Source organism: Sphingomonas rustica (genome assembly GCF_039652585.1).
In the GTDB taxonomy this organism is placed as follows: domain Bacteria; phylum Pseudomonadota; class Alphaproteobacteria; order Sphingomonadales; family Sphingomonadaceae; genus Sphingomonas; species Sphingomonas rustica.
The window spans coordinates 22,771-48,640 of sequence record NZ_JBDIZK010000006.1 but is presented as its reverse complement, the minus strand read 5'-3'; the positions used below and the strand labels follow the sequence as shown (position 1 = coordinate 48,640).

Annotated in this window: 24 protein-coding genes and 1 pseudogene; 8 read left to right on the top strand and 17 right to left on the bottom strand. The window is 65.8% G+C overall.

Annotated features, from left to right (window positions below; genetic code table 11):
- Nucleotides 1-20: 20 nt before the first annotated feature.
- Entirely contained in the window at nucleotides 21-689 is a 669-nt protein-coding gene (locus TPR58_RS11130; protein WP_346246734.1) for a hypothetical protein, read from the bottom strand.
- Between the two features lie 122 nt (nucleotides 690-811).
- Here TPR58_RS11130 and TPR58_RS11125 point away from each other — a divergent pair, with 122 nt between their 5' ends.
- Nucleotides 812-1,978: an aspartyl/asparaginyl beta-hydroxylase domain-containing protein gene (locus TPR58_RS11125; protein ID WP_346246733.1), complete on the top strand. Its 1,167-nt coding sequence runs from the start codon at nucleotides 812-814 to the stop codon at nucleotides 1,976-1,978.
- Nucleotides 1,979-1,994: 16 nt separating this feature from the next.
- On the opposite strand, the gene TPR58_RS11120 is transcribed toward TPR58_RS11125, so the two are convergent.
- Together TPR58_RS11120 and TPR58_RS11115 are read right to left on the bottom strand one after the other, a co-directional pair.
- Nucleotides 1,995-2,354 (bottom strand): WYL domain-containing protein, encoded by a 360-nt coding sequence (locus TPR58_RS11120; protein WP_346246732.1) that lies wholly within the window; start codon nucleotides 2,352-2,354, stop codon nucleotides 1,995-1,997.
- 268 nt (nucleotides 2,355-2,622) lie between these two features.
- Complete coding sequence (locus TPR58_RS11115; RefSeq protein ID WP_346246731.1) at nucleotides 2,623-4,356, bottom strand: DUF885 domain-containing protein; 1,734 nt, start codon at nucleotides 4,354-4,356, stop codon at nucleotides 2,623-2,625.
- 126 nt (nucleotides 4,357-4,482) lie between these two features.
- Between TPR58_RS11115 and TPR58_RS11110 the strand changes: the two genes are divergently transcribed.
- Nucleotides 4,483-5,346 (top strand): alpha/beta fold hydrolase, encoded by an 864-nt coding sequence (locus TPR58_RS11110; protein WP_346246730.1) that lies wholly within the window; start codon nucleotides 4,483-4,485, stop codon nucleotides 5,344-5,346.
- A 42-nt stretch (nucleotides 5,347-5,388) separates the two neighbouring features.
- On the opposite strand, the gene TPR58_RS11105 is transcribed toward TPR58_RS11110, so the two are convergent.
- From TPR58_RS11105 to hisI, 6 genes are all read right to left on the bottom strand, one after another.
- A complete protein-coding gene (locus tag TPR58_RS11105; protein WP_346246729.1) occupies nucleotides 5,389-6,846 on the bottom strand; it encodes a PH domain-containing protein in 1,458 nt (485 codons plus the stop codon).
- Complete coding sequence (locus tag TPR58_RS11100) at nucleotides 6,843-7,334, bottom strand: PH domain-containing protein (protein WP_346246728.1); 492 nt, start codon at nucleotides 7,332-7,334, stop codon at nucleotides 6,843-6,845. Before TPR58_RS11100 ends, TPR58_RS11105 begins: the two co-directional genes overlap by 4 nt.
- Nucleotides 7,335-7,428: 94 nt before the next feature.
- Complete coding sequence (locus TPR58_RS11095) at nucleotides 7,429-9,234, bottom strand: acyl-CoA dehydrogenase C-terminal domain-containing protein (RefSeq protein WP_346246727.1); 1,806 nt, start codon at nucleotides 9,232-9,234, stop codon at nucleotides 7,429-7,431.
- Between the two features lie 18 nt (nucleotides 9,235-9,252).
- Entirely contained in the window at nucleotides 9,253-9,678 is a 426-nt protein-coding gene (locus tag TPR58_RS11090; protein ID WP_346246726.1) for a MerR family transcriptional regulator, read from the bottom strand.
- 84 nt (nucleotides 9,679-9,762) lie between these two features.
- Entirely contained in the window at nucleotides 9,763-10,275 is a 513-nt protein-coding gene (locus tag TPR58_RS11085; RefSeq protein WP_346246725.1) for a hypothetical protein, read from the bottom strand.
- Entirely contained in the window at nucleotides 10,272-10,631 is a 360-nt protein-coding gene (gene hisI / locus TPR58_RS11080) for a phosphoribosyl-AMP cyclohydrolase (protein ID WP_346246724.1), read from the bottom strand. Before hisI ends, TPR58_RS11085 begins: the two co-directional genes overlap by 4 nt.
- A 117-nt stretch (nucleotides 10,632-10,748) precedes the next feature.
- On the opposite strand from hisI, the gene purF reads away from it, so the two are divergent.
- Entirely contained in the window at nucleotides 10,749-12,209 is a 1,461-nt protein-coding gene (gene purF, locus TPR58_RS11075; RefSeq protein WP_346246723.1) for an amidophosphoribosyltransferase, read from the top strand.
- Nucleotides 12,210-12,234: 25 nt separating this feature from the next.
- The gene (locus TPR58_RS11070) at nucleotides 12,235-12,945 is read left to right on the top strand and encodes an SDR family NAD(P)-dependent oxidoreductase (protein WP_346246722.1); all 711 of its coding nucleotides are present in this window, start codon (nucleotides 12,235-12,237) and stop codon (nucleotides 12,943-12,945) included.
- 417 nt (nucleotides 12,946-13,362) lie between these two features.
- Here TPR58_RS11070 and TPR58_RS11065 read toward each other — a convergent pair whose 3' ends face one another.
- The 8 genes and pseudogenes from TPR58_RS11065 to TPR58_RS11030 all read right to left on the bottom strand — a co-directional run bounded on the left by TPR58_RS11065 (nucleotide 13,363) and on the right by TPR58_RS11030 (nucleotide 22,014).
- A complete protein-coding gene (locus TPR58_RS11065) occupies nucleotides 13,363-13,662 on the bottom strand; it encodes an SMI1/KNR4 family protein (protein ID WP_346246721.1) in 300 nt (99 codons plus the stop codon).
- 74 nt (nucleotides 13,663-13,736) lie between these two features.
- Nucleotides 13,737-14,930 carry a serine hydrolase domain-containing protein gene (locus tag TPR58_RS11060; protein ID WP_346246720.1) on the bottom strand — a complete coding sequence of 398 codons (1,194 nt, stop codon included), beginning with the start codon at nucleotides 14,928-14,930 and terminating at the stop codon, nucleotides 13,737-13,739.
- A 28-nt stretch (nucleotides 14,931-14,958) separates the two neighbouring features.
- Nucleotides 14,959-16,188, bottom strand: a complete 1,230-nt coding sequence (locus TPR58_RS11055; RefSeq protein ID WP_346246719.1) for a class I SAM-dependent methyltransferase — start codon at nucleotides 16,186-16,188, stop codon at nucleotides 14,959-14,961.
- 54 nt (nucleotides 16,189-16,242) lie between these two features.
- On the bottom strand, nucleotides 16,243-17,583 hold the full coding sequence (locus tag TPR58_RS11050) for a cryptochrome/photolyase family protein (RefSeq protein WP_346246718.1): 1,341 nt from the start codon (nucleotides 17,581-17,583) through the stop codon (nucleotides 16,243-16,245).
- Nucleotides 17,584-17,644: 61 nt separating this feature from the next.
- Nucleotides 17,645-18,006, bottom strand: a pseudogene (locus TPR58_RS11045) (GxxExxY protein).
- A gap of 89 nt (nucleotides 18,007-18,095) precedes the next feature.
- The gene (locus tag TPR58_RS11040) at nucleotides 18,096-19,130 is read right to left on the bottom strand and encodes a 2-oxoacid:ferredoxin oxidoreductase subunit beta (RefSeq protein WP_346246717.1); all 1,035 of its coding nucleotides are present in this window, start codon (nucleotides 19,128-19,130) and stop codon (nucleotides 18,096-18,098) included.
- Nucleotides 19,127-21,001, bottom strand: coding sequence for a 2-oxoacid:acceptor oxidoreductase subunit alpha (locus tag TPR58_RS11035; protein ID WP_346246716.1), 1,875 nt, complete (start codon nucleotides 20,999-21,001; stop codon nucleotides 19,127-19,129). The genes TPR58_RS11040 and TPR58_RS11035 overlap by 4 nt, the downstream gene beginning before the upstream one ends.
- 77 nt (nucleotides 21,002-21,078) lie before the next feature.
- Nucleotides 21,079-22,014 (bottom strand): histone deacetylase family protein, encoded by a 936-nt coding sequence (locus TPR58_RS11030; protein WP_346246715.1) that lies wholly within the window; start codon nucleotides 22,012-22,014, stop codon nucleotides 21,079-21,081.
- 105 nt (nucleotides 22,015-22,119) lie between these two features.
- Between TPR58_RS11030 and TPR58_RS11025 the strand changes: the two genes are divergently transcribed.
- The 4 genes from TPR58_RS11025 to TPR58_RS11010 are packed head-to-tail and all read left to right on the top strand — an operon-like array spanning nucleotide 22,120 to nucleotide 25,788.
- On the top strand, nucleotides 22,120-22,608 hold the full coding sequence (locus tag TPR58_RS11025) for an RNA pyrophosphohydrolase (protein WP_346246714.1): 489 nt from the start codon (nucleotides 22,120-22,122) through the stop codon (nucleotides 22,606-22,608).
- Between the two features lie 44 nt (nucleotides 22,609-22,652).
- Entirely contained in the window at nucleotides 22,653-23,546 is an 894-nt protein-coding gene (locus tag TPR58_RS11020) for a DUF481 domain-containing protein (RefSeq protein ID WP_346246713.1), read from the top strand.
- Nucleotides 23,547-23,569: 23 nt separating this feature from the next.
- On the top strand, nucleotides 23,570-24,778 hold the full coding sequence (locus tag TPR58_RS11015) for a hydrolase (RefSeq protein WP_346246711.1): 1,209 nt from the start codon (nucleotides 23,570-23,572) through the stop codon (nucleotides 24,776-24,778).
- The gene (locus TPR58_RS11010; RefSeq protein WP_346246710.1) at nucleotides 24,778-25,788 is read left to right on the top strand and encodes an arginine N-succinyltransferase; all 1,011 of its coding nucleotides are present in this window, start codon (nucleotides 24,778-24,780) and stop codon (nucleotides 25,786-25,788) included. The genes TPR58_RS11015 and TPR58_RS11010 overlap by 1 nt, the downstream gene beginning before the upstream one ends.
- Nucleotides 25,789-25,870: the final 82 nt, after the last annotated feature.

The window sequence follows — 25,870 nt, the reverse complement described above, 5'->3', positions numbered from 1 at the left end:
GGCGATCCGGCTTGGCTTTCCTAAACCAGTAACGGCGCCAGCAAGGCGATCGCGACAAGGCTCTCGATCATCCCGATCGATGCGGTCAGGAATCCGCGCCATATCGGCAGTTCCAGCTTGCGGGCGAACCAGCTGACCTGCAGCCCGCCATACCAGAGGAATGCCGCCGCCATCAGCATCAGGCCCGCACCATGCCCCCAGGACCAGGGCGTCTGCGTCACCAGGCCGCCCAATCCGATCATCAGCGCAAACGGCCCGGCAAGATAGCATTGCGCATAGAAAGGCTGGCGCAGCGTATCGCGCGTCAAGCCCTGATGCTGACGCCGCACCAGCCGGACTGCCATGATCAGGGGAAAGATGCTGAACACCAGCAATCGCATCATCAACAGGCTGGTATCGTCGCTGATCAGCGCCGCAAGGCCATGCTTGCTCGCGATCAGGCTGCTTTCACCGACCAGGGTCAGTTCGATCCCGTGGCTGAGCAGCAAGGTCAGCAACAGGAAGAGTGGCGGGCTCAGCGTTTCGCCATATTGATCGGCCTCGGGCAGCTCGAGCTGCGCATCGGCATAGTCCATCATCGCCCAGGGCCGGCTCAACGTGCCCCAGAAGGTGATCGGGTAGAACACCACCCAGCTCATGACCTCGTAGAGCAGATCGTCGAGCGACTTGAGGAACTGCATGAAGTTCATTCGCAATGAACAGCATAGTCGGGCGGGCCACTCAATCGTCGATTACCGGGATTTTTTCGCACCGCTCATGGGATCCGGCCGCAATTGACGATCCGCGCCTTGCCGGGCAGCATCGGCTTCACATGAACGTTGATCCCCGATCCCAGTTCGAGGCGCTGACCGGTGCGGGCATCCAGGCGTTCCGCGCCGGACGCGCCGCGGATGCCCGGTCGCTGTTCGAGCGCGCGGTCGCCCTGCCCCCGCCGCCCGGCGCGCGCCGCCCATGGGCGATGCTGGCTCAGGCCTGTCGCCAGTTGGGCGATGTCGCTGCCGAGACGAGCGCATTGGAGGCTGCGCTGGCCGAGGACCCGCGAGCGATCGGCGCACTGCTGATGATGGGGGATCGCAAGCGGATCGACGGCGACGACCGCGCCGCCACCCATTTCTTCCGCGCCGCGCTTGCGTTGGCGGGCACGGGTCAGGCCGCACCGGGTCTGGCGACGATGATCGACGGCGCGCGACGATTTCTTGCCGATGCCGGACAAAGGTTCGAAGCTCATCTGCTCGCCGGGATCGACGGCGGACAGGGCGGGCGGCGCATGGCCGATGCCGTCGACCTGCTGCTCGGCCGCACCCAGCTCTATCTTCAGCAGCCGTCGATGTTCTATTTTCCCGGGTTGCCGCAGCGCCCCTTCTACGGTCGCGAGGAATTCGACTGGCTGCCGCGGCTCGAGGCGCAGGTACCTGCGATCCGCGCTGAACTGGAGGCGGTGCTGGCTGGCGGCGAGGACGGGTTCCAGCCCTATGTCGAGCGCGCGCAAGGACGCCCTGCCCCCGCTAATTCGCTACTCGACGACCCCAGCTGGAGCGCCTTCTTCCTGTGGAAGAATGGCGAGCCGGTCGCTGCCAATGCAGCGCGCTGCCCGGTCACCATGGCGGCGCTGGCGGAAACGCCTCGGCCGATGATCGCGAAATGGTCGCCGATGGGACTGTTCTCGGTCCTGCGACCCGGCACGCATATCCGTCCGCACCACGGCGTCCTCAACACGCGGCTGATCTGCCACCTGCCGCTGATCGTCCCGCCCGGCTGCGGCATCCGCGTCGGGGCCGAGACGCGCGAATGGCGCGAGGGAAAGACGCTGATCTTCGACGACAGCTTCGAGCACGAGGCATGGAATCGCGGCGATGCGACCCGGGTCGTGCTGCTCTTCGAGATCTGGCGCCCGGAGATCACGCCGGAGGAACAGGTCGCGCTGACCCGCATCTTCGAATTGATCGATACTTATCAGGGGCTGCCGGACGCGTCCTGATTGAATGCAAAGCCGCTCAGGCGGCCGCTGCCTCGCTGTTCGGCTCGACCTTCATCAGGATCGCATTCTCATACTTCATCGCTTCCGGTTCGAAGATCGGATTGATCTCGAACGGACGTTCGATCAGCTTGATCTCGCTCAGGCCATCGACCTTGAACGTGCCAAGCTTCACCTCGCGCGGCAGCATGCCTTCCAGCGAGACGGTGATCGCATCGATATACATGCCGGCATTGCGGGTATAGACGATGTGCGGCGCCAGGATCATCCGCTTGCGGTTGTACGTCACCGAGACGCAGCGTTGCCGCACCACCGCCTCGAACAGCGTCATGGCAGGATTGGCGGGCGGGCTGTCAGCGTTGTCCTGAACGTTATCCATCAGAGCAGTATAATGATTATGTTGCAGCGCAGCAAGAGTGCAGCTGTGCCCGTTGTGAATTTATCCGATCACGTCGCGTGAAGCCGGCCATCTATCAACGAAAGAAAATCAGCAGCAGGATGATGATGGGAATCGGAATTCCCAACAGCCACAACAGGATACCCTTGCCCATCTTCGTCTCCATTCCGTTCGTCTGGTCGATCCAACAACCCGTCGAAACGCCACGGAGTTCCCGGCGGAAGCGTGGATGAATCCGCCGGGTCGGCGGTCAGAAGACCGCCCTTGCCGTCTCCTCGCCCATCATCGCCCGGCGGACCAGCGGGATCGGCGGCCCGCCATAGCCCAGGAACTGGTCGTGGAAGGCCTTCCAAGCCTGACGCCCGCCATGGGTGGCGGTCCAGTCTTGGCGCAGGCGGCGGATCATCAGCTTGCCCAGCGTATAGTTGAGATAGGCAGGGTCATAGGTGCCGCGCGCCGCCTGCTGCCGGGCATTGCCGGCATCCTGATAGCATTGCTCGCGGAACATCGTCTCCGACTGGGCCTGGGTCATGCCCTGCGCATGCAGCCCGATCGCCGACAGGAAGCGGCAGTTGCGCAGCAGCGCGTTGGACAGTTGGCCGATATGGACCGCGCGGTCTCCCTCGCCCAGCCCGGCTTCCCACATCATCTCCTCGCTGTAATGCGCCCAGCCCTCGGCAAAGGCATAGCCGACGAACAGCCGCCCGAAGAGCGATTTGGACCGGTTGGCGTGGAGGAATTGCAGGAAGTGGCCCGGCATCACCTCGTGCACCGTGGTGAACAGAAGGTCGTCCTCGCCGGGAATATAGGCTGCCTGTTCGGCGGCGCTCCATTTCGGATCGGGCGGCGAGATGTAATAGATTGACGGGATGCCCTTCTCGAACGGTCCGGGCGGATCGATATAGGCCGAGTTCTGCCGATTATAGGGCGGGCTCTCCCGCACCAGCGCCTGTTCGGTGCCGGGGATCGTCACCAGGTCGTGCTTGACGACGAAGTCGCGCAGCTCGGGAATCTGGCGCGTCGCCGCGGCGACCGGACCACCCTGCGGCTTCTCCGCATTCATCTTCGCGACGCAGGCCGGAATGTCGGCGCCCGGCGCATATTTGGCGCATTCGGCGATCAGCGCATCGCGGTTGCGCTTCAGGTCCGCCTTGCCGATCGCCTCCAGCTGGTCGAGCGGGATGTCGACCGCCTCGGTTGCCTTCAGCATGCGCGAGAAACGATCGCCGCCCATCGCATAGTCCTGCGTCGCGCTCCCTTCCAGCGTCGCCAGCCAGGCATCGAGCTCGCGCATCGCCTTGCTCGCCTCGGTCCCGGCCGACTTCAACGCCTGTTGCAGCGCCGGGTCCTTGACCGCGGCAAAGGCGCGGACCGCGTCGCCGCCATAATAATCGGCAAAACCCGCGAATGCGGCGCGGCCATAGGCGATGAAGCTGGCCGGCATCGGCGCCTTCAGATTGGCACGGATATTCCTTGCCGCCGTCGGCACATTCTGGAGGAAGGCGGTCATCGCCTTGATCCGCACCTCGGGCGCGGCATAGTTGCGCGAGACATAGGTGTTGGGGTCCAGCCCGCCGCCGACATACCAGGCCGGATTGCGATGCGGCTGGTCGGCATCCTCCAGCCAGAACAGCTGGCCTTCGGCGACCTGGATCACATAATCGCGCTCGAACGCATCGTCGCCGGTCAGCCCGGTGAAGCCGCGCGCGCCCTGGATCGTCGCGCGGAGGAAATCGCCACGCGCCTTCAGCCCCGCCGCGCTCCAGTCGGCAAGCTTGCCGTCGAAATCATGGCGCCCCTGATAGACTGCGAAGGACGGGTCGACCGCGAACCATTTCTCGATCGCGGCGTCGCGGAAGCGCGCCCAGTCGGTCGCCGCCGGGGCCTGCTGAGCCACGGTTGCATTGTCGCTGCTGTTGCCGCCGCCCGTGGTACAGCCCGCCAGCGCAAGCAGCGCGGCGCCTGCCAATAACCCGACTCGCATATCGCTCTCCAATTTTGCGACAACATGCTGGCACCGTGCGATGCGCCGCGCCAGCGCCGAAGCGACCGGCGGAACGTCGCCGCGGGCGTGCCGTTTCAGGACCTCCCCGAACCGGAGAGTTTCCCGATGCCCTATATCGAAACCCGCGATGGTACCGAGCTGTACGTCAAGGAATGGGGCGACGGCCGCCCCGTGATCCTGATCCATGGCTGGCCCCTGTCGGCGGACAGCTGGGACCCCGTTGCACTGGCGCTGGCGGAAAGCGGCTTTCGCGCCATATCGTACGACCGGCGCGGATTTGGCCGGTCGGATCAACCCTTTGACGGCTATGATTACGACACGCTCTCGGACGATCTCGCCGATGTGATGGACGCGATGGAGGCGGACGAGGATGCCAGCCTGGTCGGCTTCTCGATGGGCGGCGGCGAAGTCGCGCGCTACATGTCCCGCCATCAGGGCAAGGGCGTGGTCTCGACCGCGCTGGTCGGCTCGATCGTGCCCTTCATGCTGAAGACCGGCGACAATCCCGACGGCCTGCCGCGCGAACAGTTCGACGAGATGATCGACGGCATCATGCAGGACAAGCCGGCCTTCTTCGCCACCTTCTTCAAGCAGTTCTTCGGCGTCGGCATGCTGTCGAGCCCGGTCAGCCAGGAAGTCCTCGACTGGGCCTGGGGCATCGCCAACCAGTCGGGATTGAAGCCGGCCGTCGCCTGTGTCGATGCGTTCGGCGAAACCGATTTCCGCGGCGACCTGTCTTCGTTCGGCGTGCCGACCCTGGTGATCCACGGGACCGGCGATGCCATCGTACCGGTCCAAATTGCCCGCAACGCCGCCGCCAACATCGCGGGCGCGCAGCTGATCGAATATGACGGCGCGCCGCACGGCCTGTTCGTGCCCGAGCGCGATCGGCTGATCGACGACCTGCTGACCTTCCTCGGCGCCACTCATGCCGGTGCGCCGACGACGGGCGCGTTCCAGCAAGTCTGAGCGATCGTGCCCCGGCGCACGCCGGGGCACCTTCCCGCCCGGTCAGGCGCGCGCGGTCAGTTCCCTGGCGAGCTCGATCGCGTCCGTCAGATGGGCATCCTCGACATGCGGGCGGTGGCGCTGGGCGCCTGCCGTGTCGACCTGGACCGTCGCGACGCCCAGCAGCCGCTGGAGCGGGCCGCGGCGCACCGTCACCACCTGAACGCTGCCATAGGGCACGACCCAGTCGCGCCGTTTCAGCACGCCGCGCATCACCTGCAGGCTCGTCCCGCGCAGCGCATAGCGGTGGAAGCGGCGAAGCAGCAGCGATACCCCCACGATCACCGGCACCGCGATGAGGCCGAGCAGCGCCCAGCGCGTGACGAAGCTGCCGATCGCGACGACCGCGATGATGAACGGCACCGCCTTCGACACGAACGATCGGATCACATGGGCGAAGGCGACCGGCTTCAGTCCCGGCGCCTCGAATCGCGGCATCCCGGCGGCATCGACGATGCGCCCGATCTCCTCATCGGTCGCGAACGGCGCCATTTCCTGCCGCCCGCCCTTGTCGTTGCTGCCGCCCAGCGACTGGAACTGCAACCCGGCATAGCCGAACAGCCCCGAAACCAGCGGACGCTGGACGACGGCCAGCTGGATCCGGCGGATCGCGATCACCACCTCGCTGCGCGTCAGCAGCCCGCGCACCCGGCGGAACCTGCCCTCGCCCAGCGTCAGGCGAAATCCGAATTCCCGAACGAAGGTCGACACCAGCCCGCTGAGAAAGCCGAGCACCAGCAGTAACAGCGCGATCGCCAGCACGACGATCAGGCCGATCCCCGCCGAAGCCTGTGCTCCGGCGCTGTCGACCCAGCGTTCGATATCGTGGCGGTCGACGGGAAGAAGGTCGTCGACGAACTGGAAGATGCCGAACAGCGCCGCCATCCACACCAGCGAGAAGCTGAATGCGCCGAACAACAGGATGCGACCCGGCGACATGGCGAAAAGGGGCGTGTCGGGTGCGATGATCGCGGGCGCGCTGCCTCCACCGGCCTCCACCGGCCGGGCCGCGGCGCGCGCGCTGCCTTTCAGCGTTTCACGCAGCCGCTGGGCCTCGGCGGTGCTTACGCTGTCCAGCGTCCCCTCGTCGGAGTCGCTGCCGCCGGTCTCGATCCGGACCGAGACGACGCCGAACAGCCGCTGCAACAGCTTCTGTTCGATCGACACGTCCTGGATCCGTTCGAGCGGAATGGCGCGGCGGCTTCGTTGGATCAGCCCGCGCTCGATCACCAGCGCATCCTCGTCGATCCGGTAGGTGAAGGTCCGCCATGCAATCCAGGCGCCGATGATGGAGAATAGGAAAATTCCTACGCCGACCGCCAGGACCACCCAGCCCTCTCGCGCGACCGCAAGCGCGGGAATCGCGAACACATAGGACGGCAGGCGGCGGATCCACCCGAGGAAGATCGTGACCGGATGGAGCCGGCGGCGCGCATCGGCGTCGTGCAGGTCAGCACTCACGCGTCGAGACTGCCGATCTGGATGCGGATCGCGTCACGGATGTCCTCGGCCGTGTCGCGGGTCACCCCGGGCAGCACCACCACGCTCGCCTCGGTCCCGGCGGTGTGGAGGCTCAGCGTCGACACGCCGAAGATGCGTTCGAACGCGCCCTGGCTGACATCGATATGCTGGACGCGCGAGACCGGCACGATCGTGTGGACATGCACCAGCCAGCCATGCGCCACATGAAGTTCGCGCCCGGTAAAGGCATAGCCCCAGCGCCGCCAGCGCCGCCCGGCGCTGAGTATCATCCAGCACCCGATCAGCGCGGCGGCCAGCGCCGGAAGCCACAGCGGCATTTCGAGCATTTCGAGTTCGTCGGCGAACACGAAAAGCGGAAGCGCGATGGCCGGGACCAGCAGCACTGCCGAAGAGATCAGCGCCCGCAGGCGCATCACGTGAAGCTGCCCGCGCTCGAGCGGGTTGAGGGAAACGATGTCGATAGCCATGCGCCGCTTATGCCTGGGCACGCCGCTTTCTCAAGCAGCTTCCTGAACGGGCGCCGCCCCCACTCCCGGGCGGCGCCTGTCCAGAGCGCCGATCTCAGGCGGCGCGGAACATTTCCGGGTCCAGCGCCATCAGCGCGTCGGCGCCCGCCTCTATCTTGCGACGCAGCGCGCCGGCATCAGGCATGATCCGCTCGGCGAAGAAGCGGGCGGTGACCAGCTTGGCCTCGTAGAATTTCGCATCCTCGCCGCCGCCTGCCGCAAGCGCCGCGCTCGCCGCCCGTGCCATGCGCAGCCACATCAGGCCCAGCGCGACGATTCCGGTCAACTGCATGTAGGAATAGGCGCCCGCGCCGACATGGTTCGGGTTCTGGAAGCCATTCTGCGCCAGCCACATCGTTGCCGCCTGGAGCTGGCCATTCGCCTTTTCCAGCGCCTCGGCGAAGCCCGCCACCGACTCGTCGCCCTTGACGGCAGCCGTTTCCTCGCTGACGAGCTTGAACAATGCCTGGACCGCACGCCCGCCATTCTGTGCCAGCTTGCGACCCACCAGATCCATCGCCTGGATCCCGTTGGTCCCTTCGTAGATCATCGCGATCCGGGCATCGCGGACATATTGCTCCATGCCCCATTCGGCGATGTAGCCATGGCCGCCATAGACCTGCTGCGCATTGGTCGCGACATTATAGCCGATATCGGTGCCGACGCCCTTGATCACCGGGGTCAGCAGCCCGATCAGGTCGGCCGCCTGCTGGCGTTCTTCCTCGGTGGCGGCGGCATGCTCCAGATCGACCAGCAACGCGCCCCACAGGCACAGGGCGCGCAGCCCCTCGGTCAGCGCCTTGCCCTCCATCAGCATCCGGCGCACGTCGGGATGGACGAACAGCGGATCGGCCTTTTCCTGAGGTTCGCTCGGCCCGGTCAACGCACGGCCCTGGCGACGGTCGCCGGCATATTGCACCGCGTTCTGATAGGCGGTCTCGCCCACGGCCAGCCCCTGGAGCCCGACGCCGAGGCGCGCGGCGTTCATCATGATGAACATCGCGGCCAGGCCCTTCATTTCCTCGCCGACCAGCCAGCCGGTCGCCCCGTCATAGTTCATGACGCAGGTCGAGTTGCCGTGGATGCCCATCTTGTGCTCGATCGACCCGCACGACACCGCGTTGCGATCGCCGATCGACCCGTCGTCGCCGACCAGGAACTTGGGCACCACGAACAGCGAGATGCCCTTGCTGCTCTCCGGCGCGCCCGGCGTCTTCGCCAGCACCAGATGGATGATGTTGCTCGTCAGGTCGTGCTCGCCCGACGAGATGAAGATCTTGGTGCCGGTGATGCTGTACGATCCATCCGCCTGCGGTTCGGCGCGGGTGCGGATCAGGCCCAGGTCGGTGCCGCATTGCGGCTCGGTGAGGTTCATCGTCCCCAGCCATTCGCCGGTGACCATCCTGGGCAGATACTTCTGCTGCTGCTCGGGCGAGCCCTTCACCAGCAGCGCCGCGATCGCGCCGTGCGCCAGCCCCGGATACATGGCGAAGGCCATGTTCGACGAGATCATATATTCCTGGAACGCGGTCGACACCACGTGCGGCATGCCCTGCCCGCCAAATTGCGCCGGCGCGCTCAGCGTACCCCAGCCGCTGTCGACGAACGCCTGATATGCCTCCTTGAAGCCCTTGGGCGTCGTGACGCTGCCGTCGTCATGACGGGTACAGCCTTCCTGGTCACCCGAATGGTTGAGCGGGAACAGGACTTCGGAGACGAATTTGCCGCCCTCGTCCAGGACGGCGGTCACGACATCGGGAGTCGCATTCTCGAACCCCGGCAGGTCGGCGTAGCGATCGAGTCCGATGACGGAATCGAGAATGAAGCGCGTGTCGCGCACGGGCGGCGTGTAGATCGGCATTTCAGGCTGTCCTCGTCCTCAATGTGCGGAGTCGCTGCTTTTGAGCAGGTCGACGAATTGGGTCAGTTCCTCGATATGGGCATCGATGTCGCGCTTCTGCGCCTCGAGCAGGCGAATGCGGTCGAGGCACCGCTCCAGCGTGACCTGGCGCTGAACCTTGCGGCCGTCACCCACGTCATACAGGTCGATCATCTCGCGGATCTCGGCCAGGCTGAACCCGACGCGCTTGCCGCGCAGGATCCAGGCGAGCCGCGCCCGGTCGCGGTGCGAATAGATGCGCGCGGTGCCGCGCCGCTCGGGTCCGATCAGCCCCTCGTCCTCGTAGAAACGAAGCGCCCGGGCGGTGACCCCGAACTCGGTGCACAGGTCCGAGATGCTGAAGCTGTCGCGGTCGGTCCGCGGCTCGATCGGCGCAAGCGCCTCGATATGGATAGCTGCTCCCATGGGTCGGAAGCTAGTTTCCCTTTACGTGAACGTCAACACCTGCTCCCCTTGCGCAAGCGGGAAGGGAATAAAGGCTCGGGCCCCTTAACCGCCGCAGAGCGCCTTGCCATTCGGGTCGCGCAGCGCCCGTGCTTCCGAGGTGGAGTCGCTGATCCGCTCTGCTTCCAGCGCCGAGAAGGACGCCCTTCCACTGCACAGCCCGGCACATGCCTCGGGAAGCGCGGCGGGGAAATCGATGCGCTCGCCGTCCAGCTTCGCCTCGAACGCGCAGGTGCGGCCGCCCTGGCCGTTCAGCTCGACCCGAAGCGCACTGCCGGCGCGCGTCACGCTCCCCTGCCCGCTGCACCCGTTGCGGTCGCCATAATCGACGAACGCGCCGATCCGGTACGCGTCGCCATCGGCGACGATGCACAGCCGGTCGGTGTCGCGGGCATAGACGCCGGCAAGGTCGCGATCGCCAGGATCGCGGACCAGGCCCCGCTCGACCGCGGCAGACTCGAGATCCTGCGGCTGCCCCGGCTTCGCGCTCTTCCCGCTGTCGCCCGCGCCCGAACAGGCGCCGAGAACCAGCAGCGCGATCAGCGCCGCCGGCTTCATACGCGTTCTAGCCGGCCGTCGCGCACCACGCGGTAGAAGCAGCTGGGTTCACCGGTGTGGCAGGCCGGGCCCATCGGATCGACCCGCATCCAGATCGCATCCTGGTCGCAGTCGACGCGCAGCTCGCGCACCTTCAGCACATGGCCCGACGTCTCGCCCTTCTTCCACAGCCGGGCACGGCTGCGCGACCAGAAGGTCGCCTCGCCCGTCGCCAGCGTCGCGGCCAGCGCGTCCGCGTTCATATGCGCGACCATCAACACCTCGCCCGAATCGGCATGGGTCGCCACCGCCGTCACCAGTCCGGAGGCATCATATTTCGGATCGAGCACCAGCCCGGTTTCGCGTTCGTCGGCCATGCCCATTCCCCTAGCGAAGCCGGGTTTCCGGGGCGAACAAAGATTTTGTGACGAACGGGCGACAAACCGGAACCCAGCCTATATAGGGCGGCAACCGTAACCGAACCCATAGGTACGATGCTCACCACCAATCCGTTCGACGACGACAAGCTCCGCGAGGAGTGTGGCATCTTCGGCGTGTCCGGCGCAGAGGGCGCAGCCGCCATGGTTGCCCTTGGCCTTCACGCCCTTCAACATCGCGGCCAGGAAGCCGCAGGAATCACCAGCTTCGACGGCCGCATGTTCCATACGCATCGCGCGATGGGCCATGTCGCCGGCAATTTCGACCGCGACGAGACGATCCGGCCGCTGCACGGCACCACCGCGTGCGGCCATGTGCGCTATTCGACCACGGGCGAGACGTCGCTGCGCAACGTCCAGCCGCTCTATGCCGAACTGGCGACGGGCGGCTTCGCGATCGCGCATAACGGCAACATCTCGAACGCGATGCGCCTGCGCCGCGACCTCGTGCGCCGCGGCGCGATCTTCCAGTCGACCTCGGATACCGAGGTGATCATCCACCTGGTCGCCACCTCGAGCTATCGCACGCTGATCGACCGGTTCATCGACGCGCTGAAGCAGGTCGAGGGTGCCTATTCGCTGATCTGCATGACGCCCGAGGGCATGATCGCCTGCCGCGATCCGCTGGGCATCCGTCCGCTGGTGATGGGCAAGCTGGGCGATGCGATCATCTTCGCGTCGGAAAGCGTCGCGCTCGACGTGGTCGGCGCGGACTATGTCCGCGACGTGCAGCCGGGCGAGCTGGTGATTGTGAAGGGCAAGGACATCCAGTCGCACAGCCCGTTCGCGCCGCAGGCCGCGCGTCCCTGCATCTTCGAATATGTCTATTTCTCGCGCCCGGATTCGATCTCGCAGAACCGATCGGTCTATTCGGTGCGCAAGGCGATCGGCGCGCAGCTGGCGATCGAGGCGCCGGTCGAGGCCGACCTGGTCGTTCCGGTGCCCGATTCCGGCGTCCCTGCCGCGATCGGCTATGCCCAGGAATCGGGCATTCCGTTCGAGCTGGGCATCATCCGCTCGCACTATGTCGGTCGGACTTTCATCCAGCCCAGCGCCGAGGTCCGGCATCTGGGCGTGAAGCTGAAGCATAATGCCAACAAGGACCTGATCGCGGGCAAGCGCGTCGTGCTGATCGACGATTCGATCGTGCGCGGCACCACCAGCCTGAAGATCGTGCAGATGATGCGCGATGCCGGTGCGAAGGAAGTGCATCTGCGCATCGCATCGCCGCCGACGCGGCACAGCTGCTTCTACGGCGTCGATACGCCCGAGCGCGAGAAGCTGCTCGCGTCGAAGCTGGACGTGGAAGGGATGACCGGTTTCATCCATTGCGACAGCCTGGCGTTCGTGTCGATCGACGGCCTGTACAAGGCGCTTGGCGAGCAGGACCGTTCGAGCGACAAGCCGGGCTATTGCGACGCCTGCTTCACCGGAGACTATCCGACCACGCTGACCGATCAGGACGAACTGGCGCCGCCCGCGGACCAGTTCGCTTTGCTCGAAGAACGCGTGAGCTGAGCCGCACTCTCTCTATCTGGATCCCATGACCGACAAGCCCCTATCCAACCGCATCGCGCTCGTCACCGGCGCGAGCCGCGGCATCGGCGCCGCGACCGCCACTGCGCTGGGCGCGGCCGGCGCGCATGTCATCCTGACCGCACGCACCGCGGGCGGCCTGGAGGAAGTCGAGGATGCGATCCATGCGGCGGGCGGGTCATCGACCATCGCCCCGCTCGACCTGGTCGAGAATGACAGCATCGCGAAGCTGGCCCAGGCGATCGAGGGCCGCTGGCCCGCGCTCGACCTGCTGGTGCTGAATGCAGCGACATTGGGCAATCTCAGTGCGGTCCCCGCGATCGACGGCAAGGACTTTGCCCGCGTCCTGACGCTCAACGTCAGCGCGCAGGCGGCCTTGCTGGCCGCGTTCGACCCGATGCTGCGCCGCGCCGAGGCGGGCAAGGTGATCGGCCTGACCTCCAGCGTCGGCCGCACCGCGCGCGCCTATTGGGGCATGTACGGCGCGTCCAAGGCGGCGTTCGAGAATCTGGTGCTCAGCTATGGCGAGGAGGTCCGCAACCTCAGCGCGATCCGCACCGCGTTGCTCGACCCCGGCGCCACCCGAACCCAGATGCGCGCCCGCGCCTTCCCGGGCGAGGATCCGGCGACGCTGAAGGGTCCCGAAGTCGTCGCCGACCGCATCGTCGCGCTGGCAGTATCGGGCTTCGACGCCGGGCATTTCGAACGGGTCGAATGACCTGAAAGGCGCGCCGCGCGCCCATCGCTCGAGACGTCCGCGGCTGAGTCCGCCAGCCAACTGCTCATTCAGGTCGCCAGCCCATAAGTTGCTCGCCACGCCCTCATGTGGCTCGTGGCGCAGGGTTCGCGCGGTAAGGTCACCCGTCTCCGGCCGTGTTATTTCCGTCGCTCGCGCTAAGGAAATTGCATCATTTCGTTTCAGTCAGCTCCGCAAACGAAAGTATAGTCGTCGATTGTAGTCGACCATAGCGAGAAACCACTCCTCAAAATCGGGGAATGTATCGATCAATCCTCCTGCAAACCACAGAATCTTACCTGGGGTGTGGGACACTTGGTTTGAGATCACGAAGACATCAATATCGTCGCTACAAACTGCAAAAGGCATTAGCTCATCGGCTCGAAAATCGCACAAACCTCAAATATCTTCCAGCGTCTCAAGCAGAATTTCGGCTCTGTGCTTTCGCTCTCCACCCCGGAAATCGTTCAAGCCAAACACATCTACCGATTGATAAAATGACCGCCAACCATCGGCATGCAGCAAAAACGTTCGTAATTTGGGATCCAGAGATACTCCCAAATGCGCCTCAAGCGAGATGAGGTCGGTGTCACTTGCTGCCACTTCCGGCAATGGATGAGGCCATAGGCAGGCGGTATCCACTTGAGCCACCTTCTGCTTCACAAGATGAGCAATTCCAATTTCACGTTTCCAGTCCATAACTTGTCTATGATCAACCGTTCACTATTTGATAACGAGCGATTAGGCTCTGCCGCATACTGCAAGAATATGCATTAGCGGGCTGCAGCCTCGAACAACCGATCGAGAAACGCCGTGCGTGCCCGGCCGTAGCCCGGATCGCTTGCCTTGGGCGCCGCCGCCGACACTGCGATCACGACGCGCGATTTCGGGTCGACGCGGATGGTCTGGCCGAAAATGCCCTGCGCGCCGAACCTGCCCTGGGGGTAGGTCCACCATTGATAGCCATAGCCATATCCCGGGACGCCGATCGACGCATGGGCGCGGGTCGAGTCGGCGAACCAGTCGGCCGGCACCACTCCCTTGCCGCCGTCCATCGCGAACTGGCCCATCCGGGCATAGTCCCGCAGGCTGACCGAGAGGCAGCATCCGCTGACCTCGCGCCCCGAGGGGTCGACCATCCAGAAGGCGTCCTGCTCCATGCCGTACGGCCGCCAGACCTTCTCGCTGAGATAGGTCGCCAGCGGCTTGCCCGTCGCGCGCATGACCAGCACGCCGATCAAATTGGTCTCGCCGGTCTTGTAGACCCATTTGCTGCCCGGCTCGAACTCGCGCGGCAGGGTCTTCATATAGTAGACGGTAGGATCTTCGCCCGCCGGCACGGGCTCCAGGAACATCCGCGCCACATCGGATTTCGGGTCGGTATAGTCCTCGTTCCACCGCACGCCCGACGTCATGGTGAGCAACTGGGCAATGGTGACGCCGTCATAGCCGCTGCCGGCCAGTTCCGGGATATACTTCGTCACCGGCTCGGTCACGCTGCGGATATGGCCGTCGCGGATCGCGGCGCCGACCAGCGCGGAGGTGAACGACTTGGCCACCGAGAAACTGGTATAGCGTCCTTCCCGGCCATAGCCGCGGGCATAGCGCTCCAACCGCACCTTGCCGTCCTGGAGGACGATCAGGCCCGCCACATTCTGCTGCGCCATGAATGCGTCGATGTCGCCATCCGCCACCGGCAGCGGCACGCCGGCCGGAAGCGGTCGCACCCTCGCACCTCGGCGGACGATGTTGCCGGGGAAGATGCGCTCCATATGGGGGAAATTGGCGTCGCGCTGCGCCTGGCTCCAGAACAGGATTTCCGCGCCGACCTTGCGCAGTCCGGCGGTGTCGCTCGGGTCGATCGGGACCAGCGTCGAGCGGATCGCGGCCGACCCTCCCGGCGCCGCGCGATCCTGCACGCATCCGGCAAGCGCCAGTGCGCCCGCCAACAGCCACGCTGCCCGCATATCCCACTCCCTCGATGTCGCCGCCGGGTTATTCCCGGATCAGCGTGACCTGCGCAACGTCGATCCCGCCGCCGCGGAATCCGCCTTCGCAATACATCAGATAATAGCGCCACAAGTTCTTGAAACGCAAATCGAACTGGGCAGGGAGCCGATCGGTTGCGATCGCCGCGTCGAAATTCTCGCGCCACTGCTTCAGCGTCTCGGCATAGTCGAGGCCGAAGGCGCGGCGATCGGTCCAGGCCAGGCCGTGGCGGGCGGCAATCGCGCGAAACTCGCTCTCGCGGATCAGCAGCCCGCCGGGGAAGACATAGCGCTGGATGAAGTCGACATTGCCGGCATAGCCGTCGAACATCGCGTCGTCGAAACTGATATACTGGATCGCCGCTCGCCCGCCGGGTTTCAGCACGCGCGCGATCGTCGACAGATAGCTGGACCAGTATTCGCGGCCGACCGCCTCGACCATCTCGATGCTGGCGACCGCGTCATAGCTGCCGGTGACGTCGCGATAGTCGGTCAGCGAGAAATCGACCCCGTCGATCCCGGCGCCCGCGATCCGCCCCTCGGCCCAGGCCTTCTGCTCGGTCGACAGGGTGATGCCGTGCAGGCGCCGCCCCGCCCTGCCCGCCGTCTCCGCGAAGGATCCCCAGCCGCAGCCGATCTCGAGAATATGGTCGCCCGCCTGGGTGCCCGTCCGCTCAAGGATTGCGTCGAGCTTGCGCTGCTGGGCGGTCTCCAGCGGCTCGCCACCGTCGAAGATCGCGCTCGAATAGGTCATCGAGGGATCGAGCCACTCGCGGTAGAAGTCGTTGCCCAGATCGTAATGGAAATGGATGTTGCGCCGCGATCCGGACCTGCTGTTGCGTCGCAGCCAGTGCTGGACGCGCTTCGCCAGGCGAGTGATGCCCCAGGCGCGCGATCCCGACGCCAGTGCGGCGCGGTTGCGGCTGAAGATCGCGAACACCTGAACCGGATCGGGGCTGGCCCATTCGCCCTTCGCCCAGCCTTCGTACCAGCCGGACGATCCCGAGGTGACGAGGCGCAGGATCGCGCGCCAGCTGCGGATCTCGACCACCGCCAGCGGCCCCTCTGCCCGCCCGCCCAGGATGCGGCGCTCGCCGTCCGGCAGCGTCACATCGATGCTGCCGGCGTCGAGCCCCTGGTCGATCCGGTCGATCAGCCTGATGAAAATCGGCCCGAACCAATCGAGCACTCCCCGCCCCGCGCGGTCGCGATCCCTGTTGCCCATCGGCGCATTCATGGCGCGATCCATGCACCGGTCCGGCGACGCGCGAAACAGGAAAATTGAGCCGCGTCAGCGCAGCGCGCGACCCGCCGCCAGTGCCCGCTCGCGCGCCTCGCGGTGGCCGATGATCTTGTCGGGATAGTCCTTCGGCCGGAACACAGGATCATGGATATCGGCGTCGCCCAGGTCGCGCAGTTCGGGGACCCATTCGCGGATATAGCCTGCGGCGTCGAACTTCTCCGACTGGACCAGCGGCGCCATGATCCGGCCCCACATGTTCGAATCCACGCCGGTTCCGGCCACCCATTGCCAGTTGACGCTGTTATTCCCGTAATCGGCATCGACCAGCGTGTCCCAGAACCAGCGCTCGCCCTCGCGCCAGTCGATCAGCAGATGCTTGATCAGGAAGCTGGCGGTGATCATCCGAACCCGGTTGTGCATCCAACCCGTGGTCCAGAGTTGGCGCATGCCCGCGTCGACGATCGGATAGCCGGTGCGCCCCTGTTGCCAGGCCTTCAGGTCGGACGGGCTGCGCCGCCACTTCATCGCATCGAAGGCGGGGCGGCCATTGGTGTCGCCATAGTCGGGCAGCGCGATCAGCAGGCTGGCGGCGAAGTCGCGCCAGGCCATTTCCTTGCGGAACTTCTCCGCGTTCCGCGCGCCATCCAGCGTGTGCCACAGCGTACGCGGGCCGATTTCCCCGAAATGAAGGTGCGGCGACAGGCGCGAGGTCCCCTCGACATCGGGCAGGTCACGGCGCGCCTCGTAATCGACCACCTCGTCGACGAACTCGTCAGCGCGGCGCAGCGCGGTGACCTCGCCCGGCTCCCAGTCCGCAAAGCCATTGGACCAATCCGGCTTGGTCGGGAGCAGGTCCCAGTCCGCCAGCCGGTCGCTCTTCGGCCAGTGCGCGGGAGCCGGGATTTGCCTGGGCACCGGCAGTGGATCGGCGGGCGGCATGCGCTGGCTCAGCGCGCGCCAGAAGGCGGAATAGACCCGGTACTGACCGCCCGAGCCGGTGACGATCTCTCGCAGCGGGGCCAGATGGTTGCCGTCATGACGGCACAGCCGATCGCCGAGCGCCTCCTCCGCCTCGACCCACCAGGGTTCATGATGGCGATTGGCGTGAATCGTCGCAGCGCCGGTCTCATCGGCCAGGGCGGCGAGTACCTCCGCCGTGCGTCCGCGCCGCAGGATCAGCCGCGACCCCTTCGCCGCCAATGCCTTTGCCAGCGCGGCGAGCGAGTGGTGCAACCACCAGCGCGACGCCCCGCCCATCCGCCATTTCCGGGGCGTCTCGTCGTCCAGCACATAGACCGGGATCACCGCTCCTTCCGCGGCGGCGGCCACCAGTGCCGGTTGATCCTGCAGACGAAGGTCCTGGCGCAGCCAGAGGATGGAGGGGGTCATTCGGGAGGGGTTCGCTTGTGAAATTATAGTCTCGCACAAAGACACAAAGGCACGAAGAAGTTCACTTGCGGGGTGCGAAATAGTTGTCCCCGAGGCGCCGGACGCCATCCTTGAAGGTCGGCGCGCCGAAATTCATCAAAAGCCCCAGCGGGAGGTCGAGCAAGCGTAGATAGGTGAGCACCTGCTTGGCGTGGACCGGCGCGTGCGCCTCGGTGGATTTCAGTTCGATCAGTAATCTGCCTCGACAAGCAAATCAGCACGAAAGCCTTGCTCGATCAACAGGCCGCGAAAGCGGATTGGAACCGGTTTCTGCCGCTCCACGGCAGGGCCGCGCTCGACCAGGCTGTGGAACATGCAGACCTCGTAACCTGATTCCAGCAGGCCAGGTCCCAAAGCCTCCTGGAGCTTGAACCCGCAATCCACCGCCACGCGCGCAAGTTCTTCGATATCGGCTTCCACGGCCCTCTTCGTGCCTTTGCGACTTTGTGCGAGAATTCTCTTCTAAACCCGTCTCATTCCGGCCGCGGTTCCTTCTCCACCATCCAGGTCTGCCCCCTGGACACCAGCTTTTGCAGGTCGGCGATCTTGCCCTCGCTTGCCGCGCGGTTCTGGGCGAGCACCGCGCTTTCGAAGGTCGGTGCGGGATCGTCGTACAGCACGCCCAGCGCCATCGGGAACACCCCGAATTGCATCTCGACCAGCAGATGCGCGATCATGCGGTTGGTGCGATCATGGACCAGCACTTCGGCCGCCTGCCAGTTGCCGTCCGCCACATCGACGACGCGCAGCGACAGCGTGCGAGCGTCGAGCGCCAGCCCCTTGGCCCCTCCGGCGAACAACAACGGCTCGCCATGCTCGACCCACAGCTGGTTCAGCGCGGCATTCGGCTTGGCGGTGAATGCTTCGAACACATCGTCATTATAGACGATACAATTCTGGAATATCTCGACAAACCCCGTTCCCTGATGGCCATGGGCGGCCTTCAGTATCGCCGGCAAGCCCTTGTGAACATCGATCCCGCGCGCGATGAAACGGGCGCCTGCACCGAGCGCGAAGGCGCAGGGTTTCGCCGGCCGGTCGACCGATCCGAACGGTGTCGAGGGCGACCGCGTGCCCTCCCGACTGGTCGGCGAATATTGCCCCTTGGTCAGGCCATAAATCTCGTTGTTGAACAGAAGGAACTGACAGTTCAGGTTCCGTCTCAACAGGTGCATCGTATGGTTGCCGCCGATCGACAGCGCATCGCCGTCGCCGCTGATGATCCACACGTCGAGATCGGGATTGGCCAGCTTGACTCCGGTCGCGACCGCCGGCGCACGGCCGTGGATCGTGTGGAAGCCATAGGTCTCCATATAATAGGGAAAGCGCGACGAGCAGCCGATGCCGCTGACGAACACGGTATTCTCCGGCGTCGCGCCGATGTCGGGCATCGTCCGCTGGACCGCCTTGAGAACGGCATAATCGCCGCAGCCGGGACACCAGCGCACCTCCTGGTCGGTTTCCCAATCCTTGGGTGTGCTGGGGCGGACAGGTGTGATCTCGTTCATGCCAGGGCTCCCTCGATCGCAGCCTCGATCTCGGCGATGGTGAAGGGCTGGCCCGACACCTTGTTGTACGGTCGTGCATCAACGAGAAACTGGTCGCGCAGGAGCGTCTTGAGCTGGCCCTTGTTCATCTCTGGGACGAGGACTCGATCATAACCCTTTAACAATGAGCCAAGATTACCGGGCATTGGCCAGATATGGCGGATATGCACATGCGCGACGTCCAGGCCGCGTCGGCGGGCGCGGCCGACCGCTTGATGGATCGGGCCGTAGGTCGATCCCCATCCGACCACGACGAGCCGGCCGCTCGCATCGCCTGCCTCGACCTGCTGATCGGGCAGCTCGATGCCGGCGATCTTGGCGGCGCGCAGGTCGGTCATCGCCTGATGGTTGGCGGGCGAGTAATCGATATTGCCCGACCCCTGGGCCTTCTCGATCCCGCCGATCCGGTGGAGCAGGCCCGGCGTGCCGGGCTTCACCCAGGGGCGGGCCAGGCTTTCGTTGCGGGCATAGGGCTGGAACGTCTCGCCCTCAGGCGGCAACTCGGTTCGGTGCTCGACGGGGAACGGCGCATAGCCGGCCATGTCGGGCACCTTCCACGGCTCCGCCGCATTCTGGATATAGCCGTCGGTCAGCAGCATCACCGGCGTCATGTACCGCGTGGCGATCCGCACCGCCTCGATCGCGACGTCGAAACAGTCGGCGGCTGATCGCGCCGCCAGCACCGGAACCGGCGCGTCCCCGTTCCTGCCATAGACCGCCTGGTACAGGTCCGACTGTTCGGTCTTGGTCGGCAGGCCGGTCGACGGGCCGCCACGCTGGGCATTGACGATCACGAGCGGCAATTCGGTCATGATCGCGAGCCCGATCGCCTCGCCCTTCAGCGCGATGCCGGGACCCGAAGAGCAGGTGATGCCGAGCGAACCGGCATAGGCAGCACCGATCGCCGAAGCGATCGCGGCGATCTCGTCCTCCGCCTGGAAGGTGGTGACGTCATATTCCTTGTAGCGCGACAGCGTGTGAAGGATCGCCGATGCAGGCGTGATCGGATAGCCGCCGAAGAACAGCTTGAGATCAGCAAGTTGCGCCCCGGCGATTAGACCGAGTGAGAGCGACTCGGCCCCCGTCACCGTGCGATACAGACCAGGCTCGGCAGGCGCCGCAGGCACATGATGCCGGCGCATCGGTCCGGCCAGCTCGGCCGTCTCGCCATAGGCATGGCCGGCATTCAGCGCGGCGATATTGGCTTCGGCCAGAAGTGGCGCCTTGGCGAACTTGGCCTTGAGCCAGTCGACGATCGGCTGGCGGTCGCGGTCGAACATCCACAGCGCCAGTCCCAGCGTCCACATGTTCTTGCAGCGCAACGCCTCCTTGTTGCCCAGGCCGAACGGCTTCACCGCTTCCAGCGTCAGCTGCGAGATGTTGAGTCGCATCAACTGCCACTGCGCCAGCGAGCCGTCCTCGAGCGGGTTTGCCGGGTATCTGGCCTTGTCGAGGTTACGCTGGCCGAACTCGCCCTCGTCTGCGATGATCAGCCCGCCGGGTTTCAGCACGCCGACATTGGTCTTCAGCGCGGCGGGGTTCATTGCGATCAGCACGTCGGGCGCGTCGCCGGCGGTGTCGATCTGCGTCGATCCGAAGTTGATCTGGAAGGCGGAGACCCCGAACAAGGTACCCTGCGGCGCGCGGATCTCGGCGGGAAAGTCGGGGAAGGTCGCCAGATCGTTGCCGGCCAGCGCGGTGGAGAGGGTGAACTGGCCGCCGGTCAGTTGCATGCCGTCGCCGGAGTCTCCGGCGAAGCGGACCACCATCGCCTCCGGCGGCGGATCCGCGGAAGCTTCGTCGGGCGTCAGCATATGCGTGGCGGTGGCCATTGGCTCCTCCCCTGCGTGCGTGCTTCCTCGCGCTCTTCAACCCTGCGGCGCGTTACCGACACCGTAGGAAGTTTCCTTCACACTTGCAAAGCGTGCGCCGCGATGGCCGCGCGTCCCTCGGCAACGCCCTCGGCCAGCGCCAGGATCGAGGCGACGTGGCGCTCGGCGACCTCCATCGCATCCTGGCCATAGCCGCCGCCCAGCGCGCTCGCGAGCGGCAGACCGAGGTGGGCGAAATGGCGGCCGATCCAGCGATCGCGCTCGACCAGCCCCTCGCGACTGAGCGCCAGCCGGCCGAGCCGGTCGTCGGCATAGGGATCGACGCCGGCCTGATAGAGGATCAGGTCCGGCTCGAACGACGCGACCAGCGGCGGCAGCGTGTCGGCCAGGGTCGCCAGATAGGCGTCGTCGCCGGTGCCGTCGGCCAGCGGGACGTCGAGCGTCGAGACCGCCTTGCGCACCGGGAAGTTCTTCTCTGCATGAATCGAATAGGTCGCGATGTCGGTCCGGCCCGCAGTGAGCGCGGCGGTGCCGTCGCCCTGGTGCACGTCGCAATCGACGATCAGCACGCGATCGACCGTTCCGTGCTCGACCAGGCGAACCGCGGTCAGCGCAAGGTCGTTGAACACGCAGAAGCCGGCGCCGGTGTCCGCCAGTGCATGATGGCTGCCGCCGGCGCTGTTCGCCGCATAGCCGCGCTCGAGCGCGAGCAGCGCGGCCAGCCAGGTTCCGCCCGGCACGACCTGCGCGCGCAGTGCCACCTCGGGCGTGACGGGAAAGCCGATGCGGCGTGCCTTGTGCAGCGGCACCCGCGCCTCGATCACCTCGGCGACATAGTCGGGATCGTGCGTCGCCTCCAGCCAGCGTCGCGGCATCGCGTCGGGCCGATGCCACTCGAAGACATCGCCGCGGGCGCGCAGCAGGTCGCGCACCAGCCCGTTCTTGTTCCACTGATAGGGACTTCGCGACGGTGCGGGAGCGACATAGGCCGGATGGTGAACGATCGGGATCACCCGGCCAATGTAGGCGCCCGCAATGTCGCTGGTAAGCCGTTGAAAATGGCCCGCGACGCTCGCGACTCTTTCGCTTGCCGCGGCAAATGGTTAAAGGCGACCGCCATGACCGACCCTGCGCTCCCCTATCGGCCCTGCGCCGGCGTGATGCTGATGAACCGCGACGGACAGGTGTTCGTCGGCCAGCGGATGGATTCGACGATCGAGGCCTGGCAGATGCCCCAGGGCGGGATCGACCCCGGAGAGACCGCCCATGCCGCGGCGGTGCGCGAACTCGGTGAGGAAACCGGTGTCCCGGCCGACCTTGTGGAACTGGTCGCCGAAGCGCCGGAGGAACTGCAGTATGACCTGCCCGACGAGCTGATCGGCAAGGTGTGGAAGGGCAAATGGCGCGGACAGCGGCAACGCTGGTACCTGTTCCGCTTCCTGGGCAATGATGACGACGTCAACATCGCGACCGAGCATCCCGAGTTCAGGGCATGGCGCTGGGTGGACCCCCGGGAGCTTCCCGAACTGATCGTTCCGTTCAAGCGGAAACTGTACACCGACCTTCTGTCCGTCTTTGCTGAGGCACTTGCCGCCGAAGCGCGCTGATCGCGCCCTTTTCGTGCCCTGTTGTTCGCGTTAACGGAGAACCCATGCGCGCCCTGCTCCTGGCCTTTCCGCTCCTGCTCGCCAATGCCGAGGGCGATCCCGAGACGATCCCGGAGCCGATCAAGGCGATGCTGGATGCCGCCATGGCGTCGGGCAACGAGGGCGAGGTCAGCACGATCGTCAAATATGCCCGCAATGCCGTGCCCGAACATGGCGACGCGATCGCGCGCATCGCGACCGACTGGCGCAACGACCGGCGCGAGAAGAGCATGCAGCGGATCCGCAACGCCGGCGTGTTCGATCTGGTGAAGGGCCGCGCCGAACTGGGCGCCTATGTCACCACCGGCAACGCCAACAATGTCGGCGTGACCGCGGTGATCGACCTGCGCCGCGAGGGCCTTGAATGGCGCCACAAGCTGAAGCTGCAGGCCGATTACCAGGAAAGCCTGGGGATCGTGAACCGCGAGCGCTATCTGGCCGCCTATGAACCGAACTGGAAGTTCGACGAGCGCGCCTATCTCTATGGATCGGCGCAATATGAGAGCGACCGTTTCCTGGGCTTCTACGACCGTTTCTCGGTCTCGACCGGCGCGGGTTACAGCGCGATCAAGAAGCAGGGGCTGAGGCTCGACCTCGAACTGGGTCCGGCGTTCCGGCATACGAGGTTCACCGACGGGGCGATCGAGAGCTACCCGGCCGCGCGTGGCAGCGTCGATGTCGACTGGAAGCTGTCGCCCGGCCTCACGGTCCGACAGAACGCCTCCGCCTATCTGCAAAAGGCCAACAGTACGGTGACCAGCAAGTCCTCGCTGCTGGCAAAGCTGATCGGTCCCCTGTCGGCGCAGCTGTCCTATACGATGCAGTATGAAAGCGCGCCGCCGTTCGGCCGCGTGTCCACCGACACCACCAGTCGCGCCGCGCTCGTCGTGGATTTCTGACGAAGGGCGCGCTAGAACGCGTCATGAATGCGATAAGCGCGATCGAATCCGCCGCAATCGACCATGTCGGCGCGGCGCCCATCATGGAGAGGACACAGGCCTGGGTCGCCGTGAACAGCGGCACGCGAAACCTGGACGGCCTGGCGAGGCTGGCGACGATGCTCGCCGACAGTTTCTCGGCCCTGCCCGGCACGCTCGACCTCGTCGAGCCGGCGCCGGTCGAAAGCGTCCTGCCCGACGGCAGGGTCCAGGCGCTGGCGCATGGCCGGCACCTGCATCTCACCGTCCGCCCCGATGCTCCGCTCCAGCTGTTGCTGACCGGCCATATGGACACCGTCTACGGCGCCGATCACCCGTTCCAGAACGCCAGCTGGCGCGAGGATGGCAGCTGGAATGCGCCGGGCTGCGCCGACATGAAGGGCGGCCTCGCGCTGATGCTCGCCGCGCTGGAGGCGGTCGAGGCCAGCCCGCTGGCGGAGCGTATCGGTTATGAGGTGCTGATCAATTCGGACGAGGAAACCGGATCCTTCTCGTCCGCCGCGCTGATCGCCGATCGCGCGCGGGGCAAGCATGCCGCGCTGACCTACGAACCCTCCGCCCTGCCCGACGGCACGCTGGCCGGCGCGCGCGGCGGCACCGGCAATTTCTCGCTGATCGTTCGCGGGCGCAGCGCCCATGCCGGCCGCAATCCCGAGGAGGGGCGCAACGCGCTGGTCGCCGCCGCCGATCTGGCGCTGCGGCTGGCCGAGGCGCGCTCGCCCGGCCTGGCGGTCAATCCGGCAAGGATCGAGGGGGGCGGGCCGAACAATGTCGTGCCCGATCTCGCCATCCTGCGCGTCAATTTCCGCCCGCGCGATGCCGCAGCCATTACCCGGGCTCGCATCGCGCTCGACACCGCAGTCGCGATTGTGGCCACCAAGCATCACGTAAAGATCGAGGTGCACGGCAGCTTCAACCGGCCGCCCAAGCCGATCGATCCGGGCGCCGAGAAGCTGTTCGCGCTGGTCAAGCGGGTCGGCGCCGACCTGGGCCTCGACATCGCTACCAAGGATTCCGGCGGCGTGTGCGACGGCAACAACATCGCCGCGTGCGGCGTGCCGGTGGTCGACACCATGGGCGCGCGCGGCGGTGCGATCCATTCGCCCGACGAATATCTGATCCCGGAGAGCCTGCCGGAGCGCGCCGCGCTGTCGGCACTCACCATCCTGCGACTAGCCGAACGGGGCCTTTAATGACCTTCATCATCCGCGCCGCGCGCGAAGACGATCTTCAGCACCTGTACGAGATGGCCAAGCTGACCGGCGGCGGCTTCACCAACCTGCCGCCCGACAGGAAGTCGCTGAGCGCCAAGCTGGAGCGCAGCGCCGCCTCGTTCGCGCGCGACGACGAGAGCGTGAGCGACGAGTTGTTCGTGCTGATGCTGGAAAACAGCCAGACGGGCGAGGTCCGCGGCACCTGCCAGATCTTCACCCGGGTCGGCCAGCACTGGCCCTTCTACAGCTACCGCATCGGCATCGACACCAAGTACAGCCAGGAGCTGAACCGCACCTTCCGCTCCGAACTGTTGAACCTGACCAACGATCTGGGCGGGTGCAGCGAGGTGGGCGGCCTGTTCCTCCATCCCGGCGAGCGCGCCGGGGGCCTGGGCCTGCTGCTCGCGCGCAGCCGCTATCTGTTCATCCGCAACCACCGCGAGCGCTTCGCCGACCGCATCCTGGCCGAGCTGCGCGGCGTGATCGACGAGGGCGGCGGATCGCCTTTCTGGGACGGGGTCGCCGGTCGCTTCTTCGGGATGAATTTCCAGGAGGCGGACCAGTTCAATGCGATCCATGGCAACCAGTTCATCGCCGACCTGATGCCCAAGCATCCGGTCTATACCGCGATGCTGCCCGAAACCTCGCGCGCGGTCATCGGCCTCCCCCACCCCAGCGGCCGCGCCGCGATGCGGATGCTGGAGGGCGAGGGCTTCCACTTCGAGAACTATATCGATATCTTCGATGGCGGCCCGACCATGACCGCACGTACCAACCAGGTGAAGACCATCCGCGAGGCCCAGACCGCGAAGGTCGTCGAGATCGGCGAGGGCGGCAGCGCGGCCCTGGTGTCCGTCGGGCGGCTGGCGGAGTTCCGCGTGGCGCAGGGCGCGGTCAGCATCGGCGACGACGGGGTGACCATCGATGCGGCCAGCGCGCAGGCGCTGGGGGTGGAGCCGGGCAGCGAGGTGACGCATGTGGCTCGGTGAGCTTGCCCATGAGCGCGCTTCCCCTCCCTGGAAGGGAGGGGCCAGGGGTGGGTCGCTGTCGGACTTCGGATTGGTGGCCGGC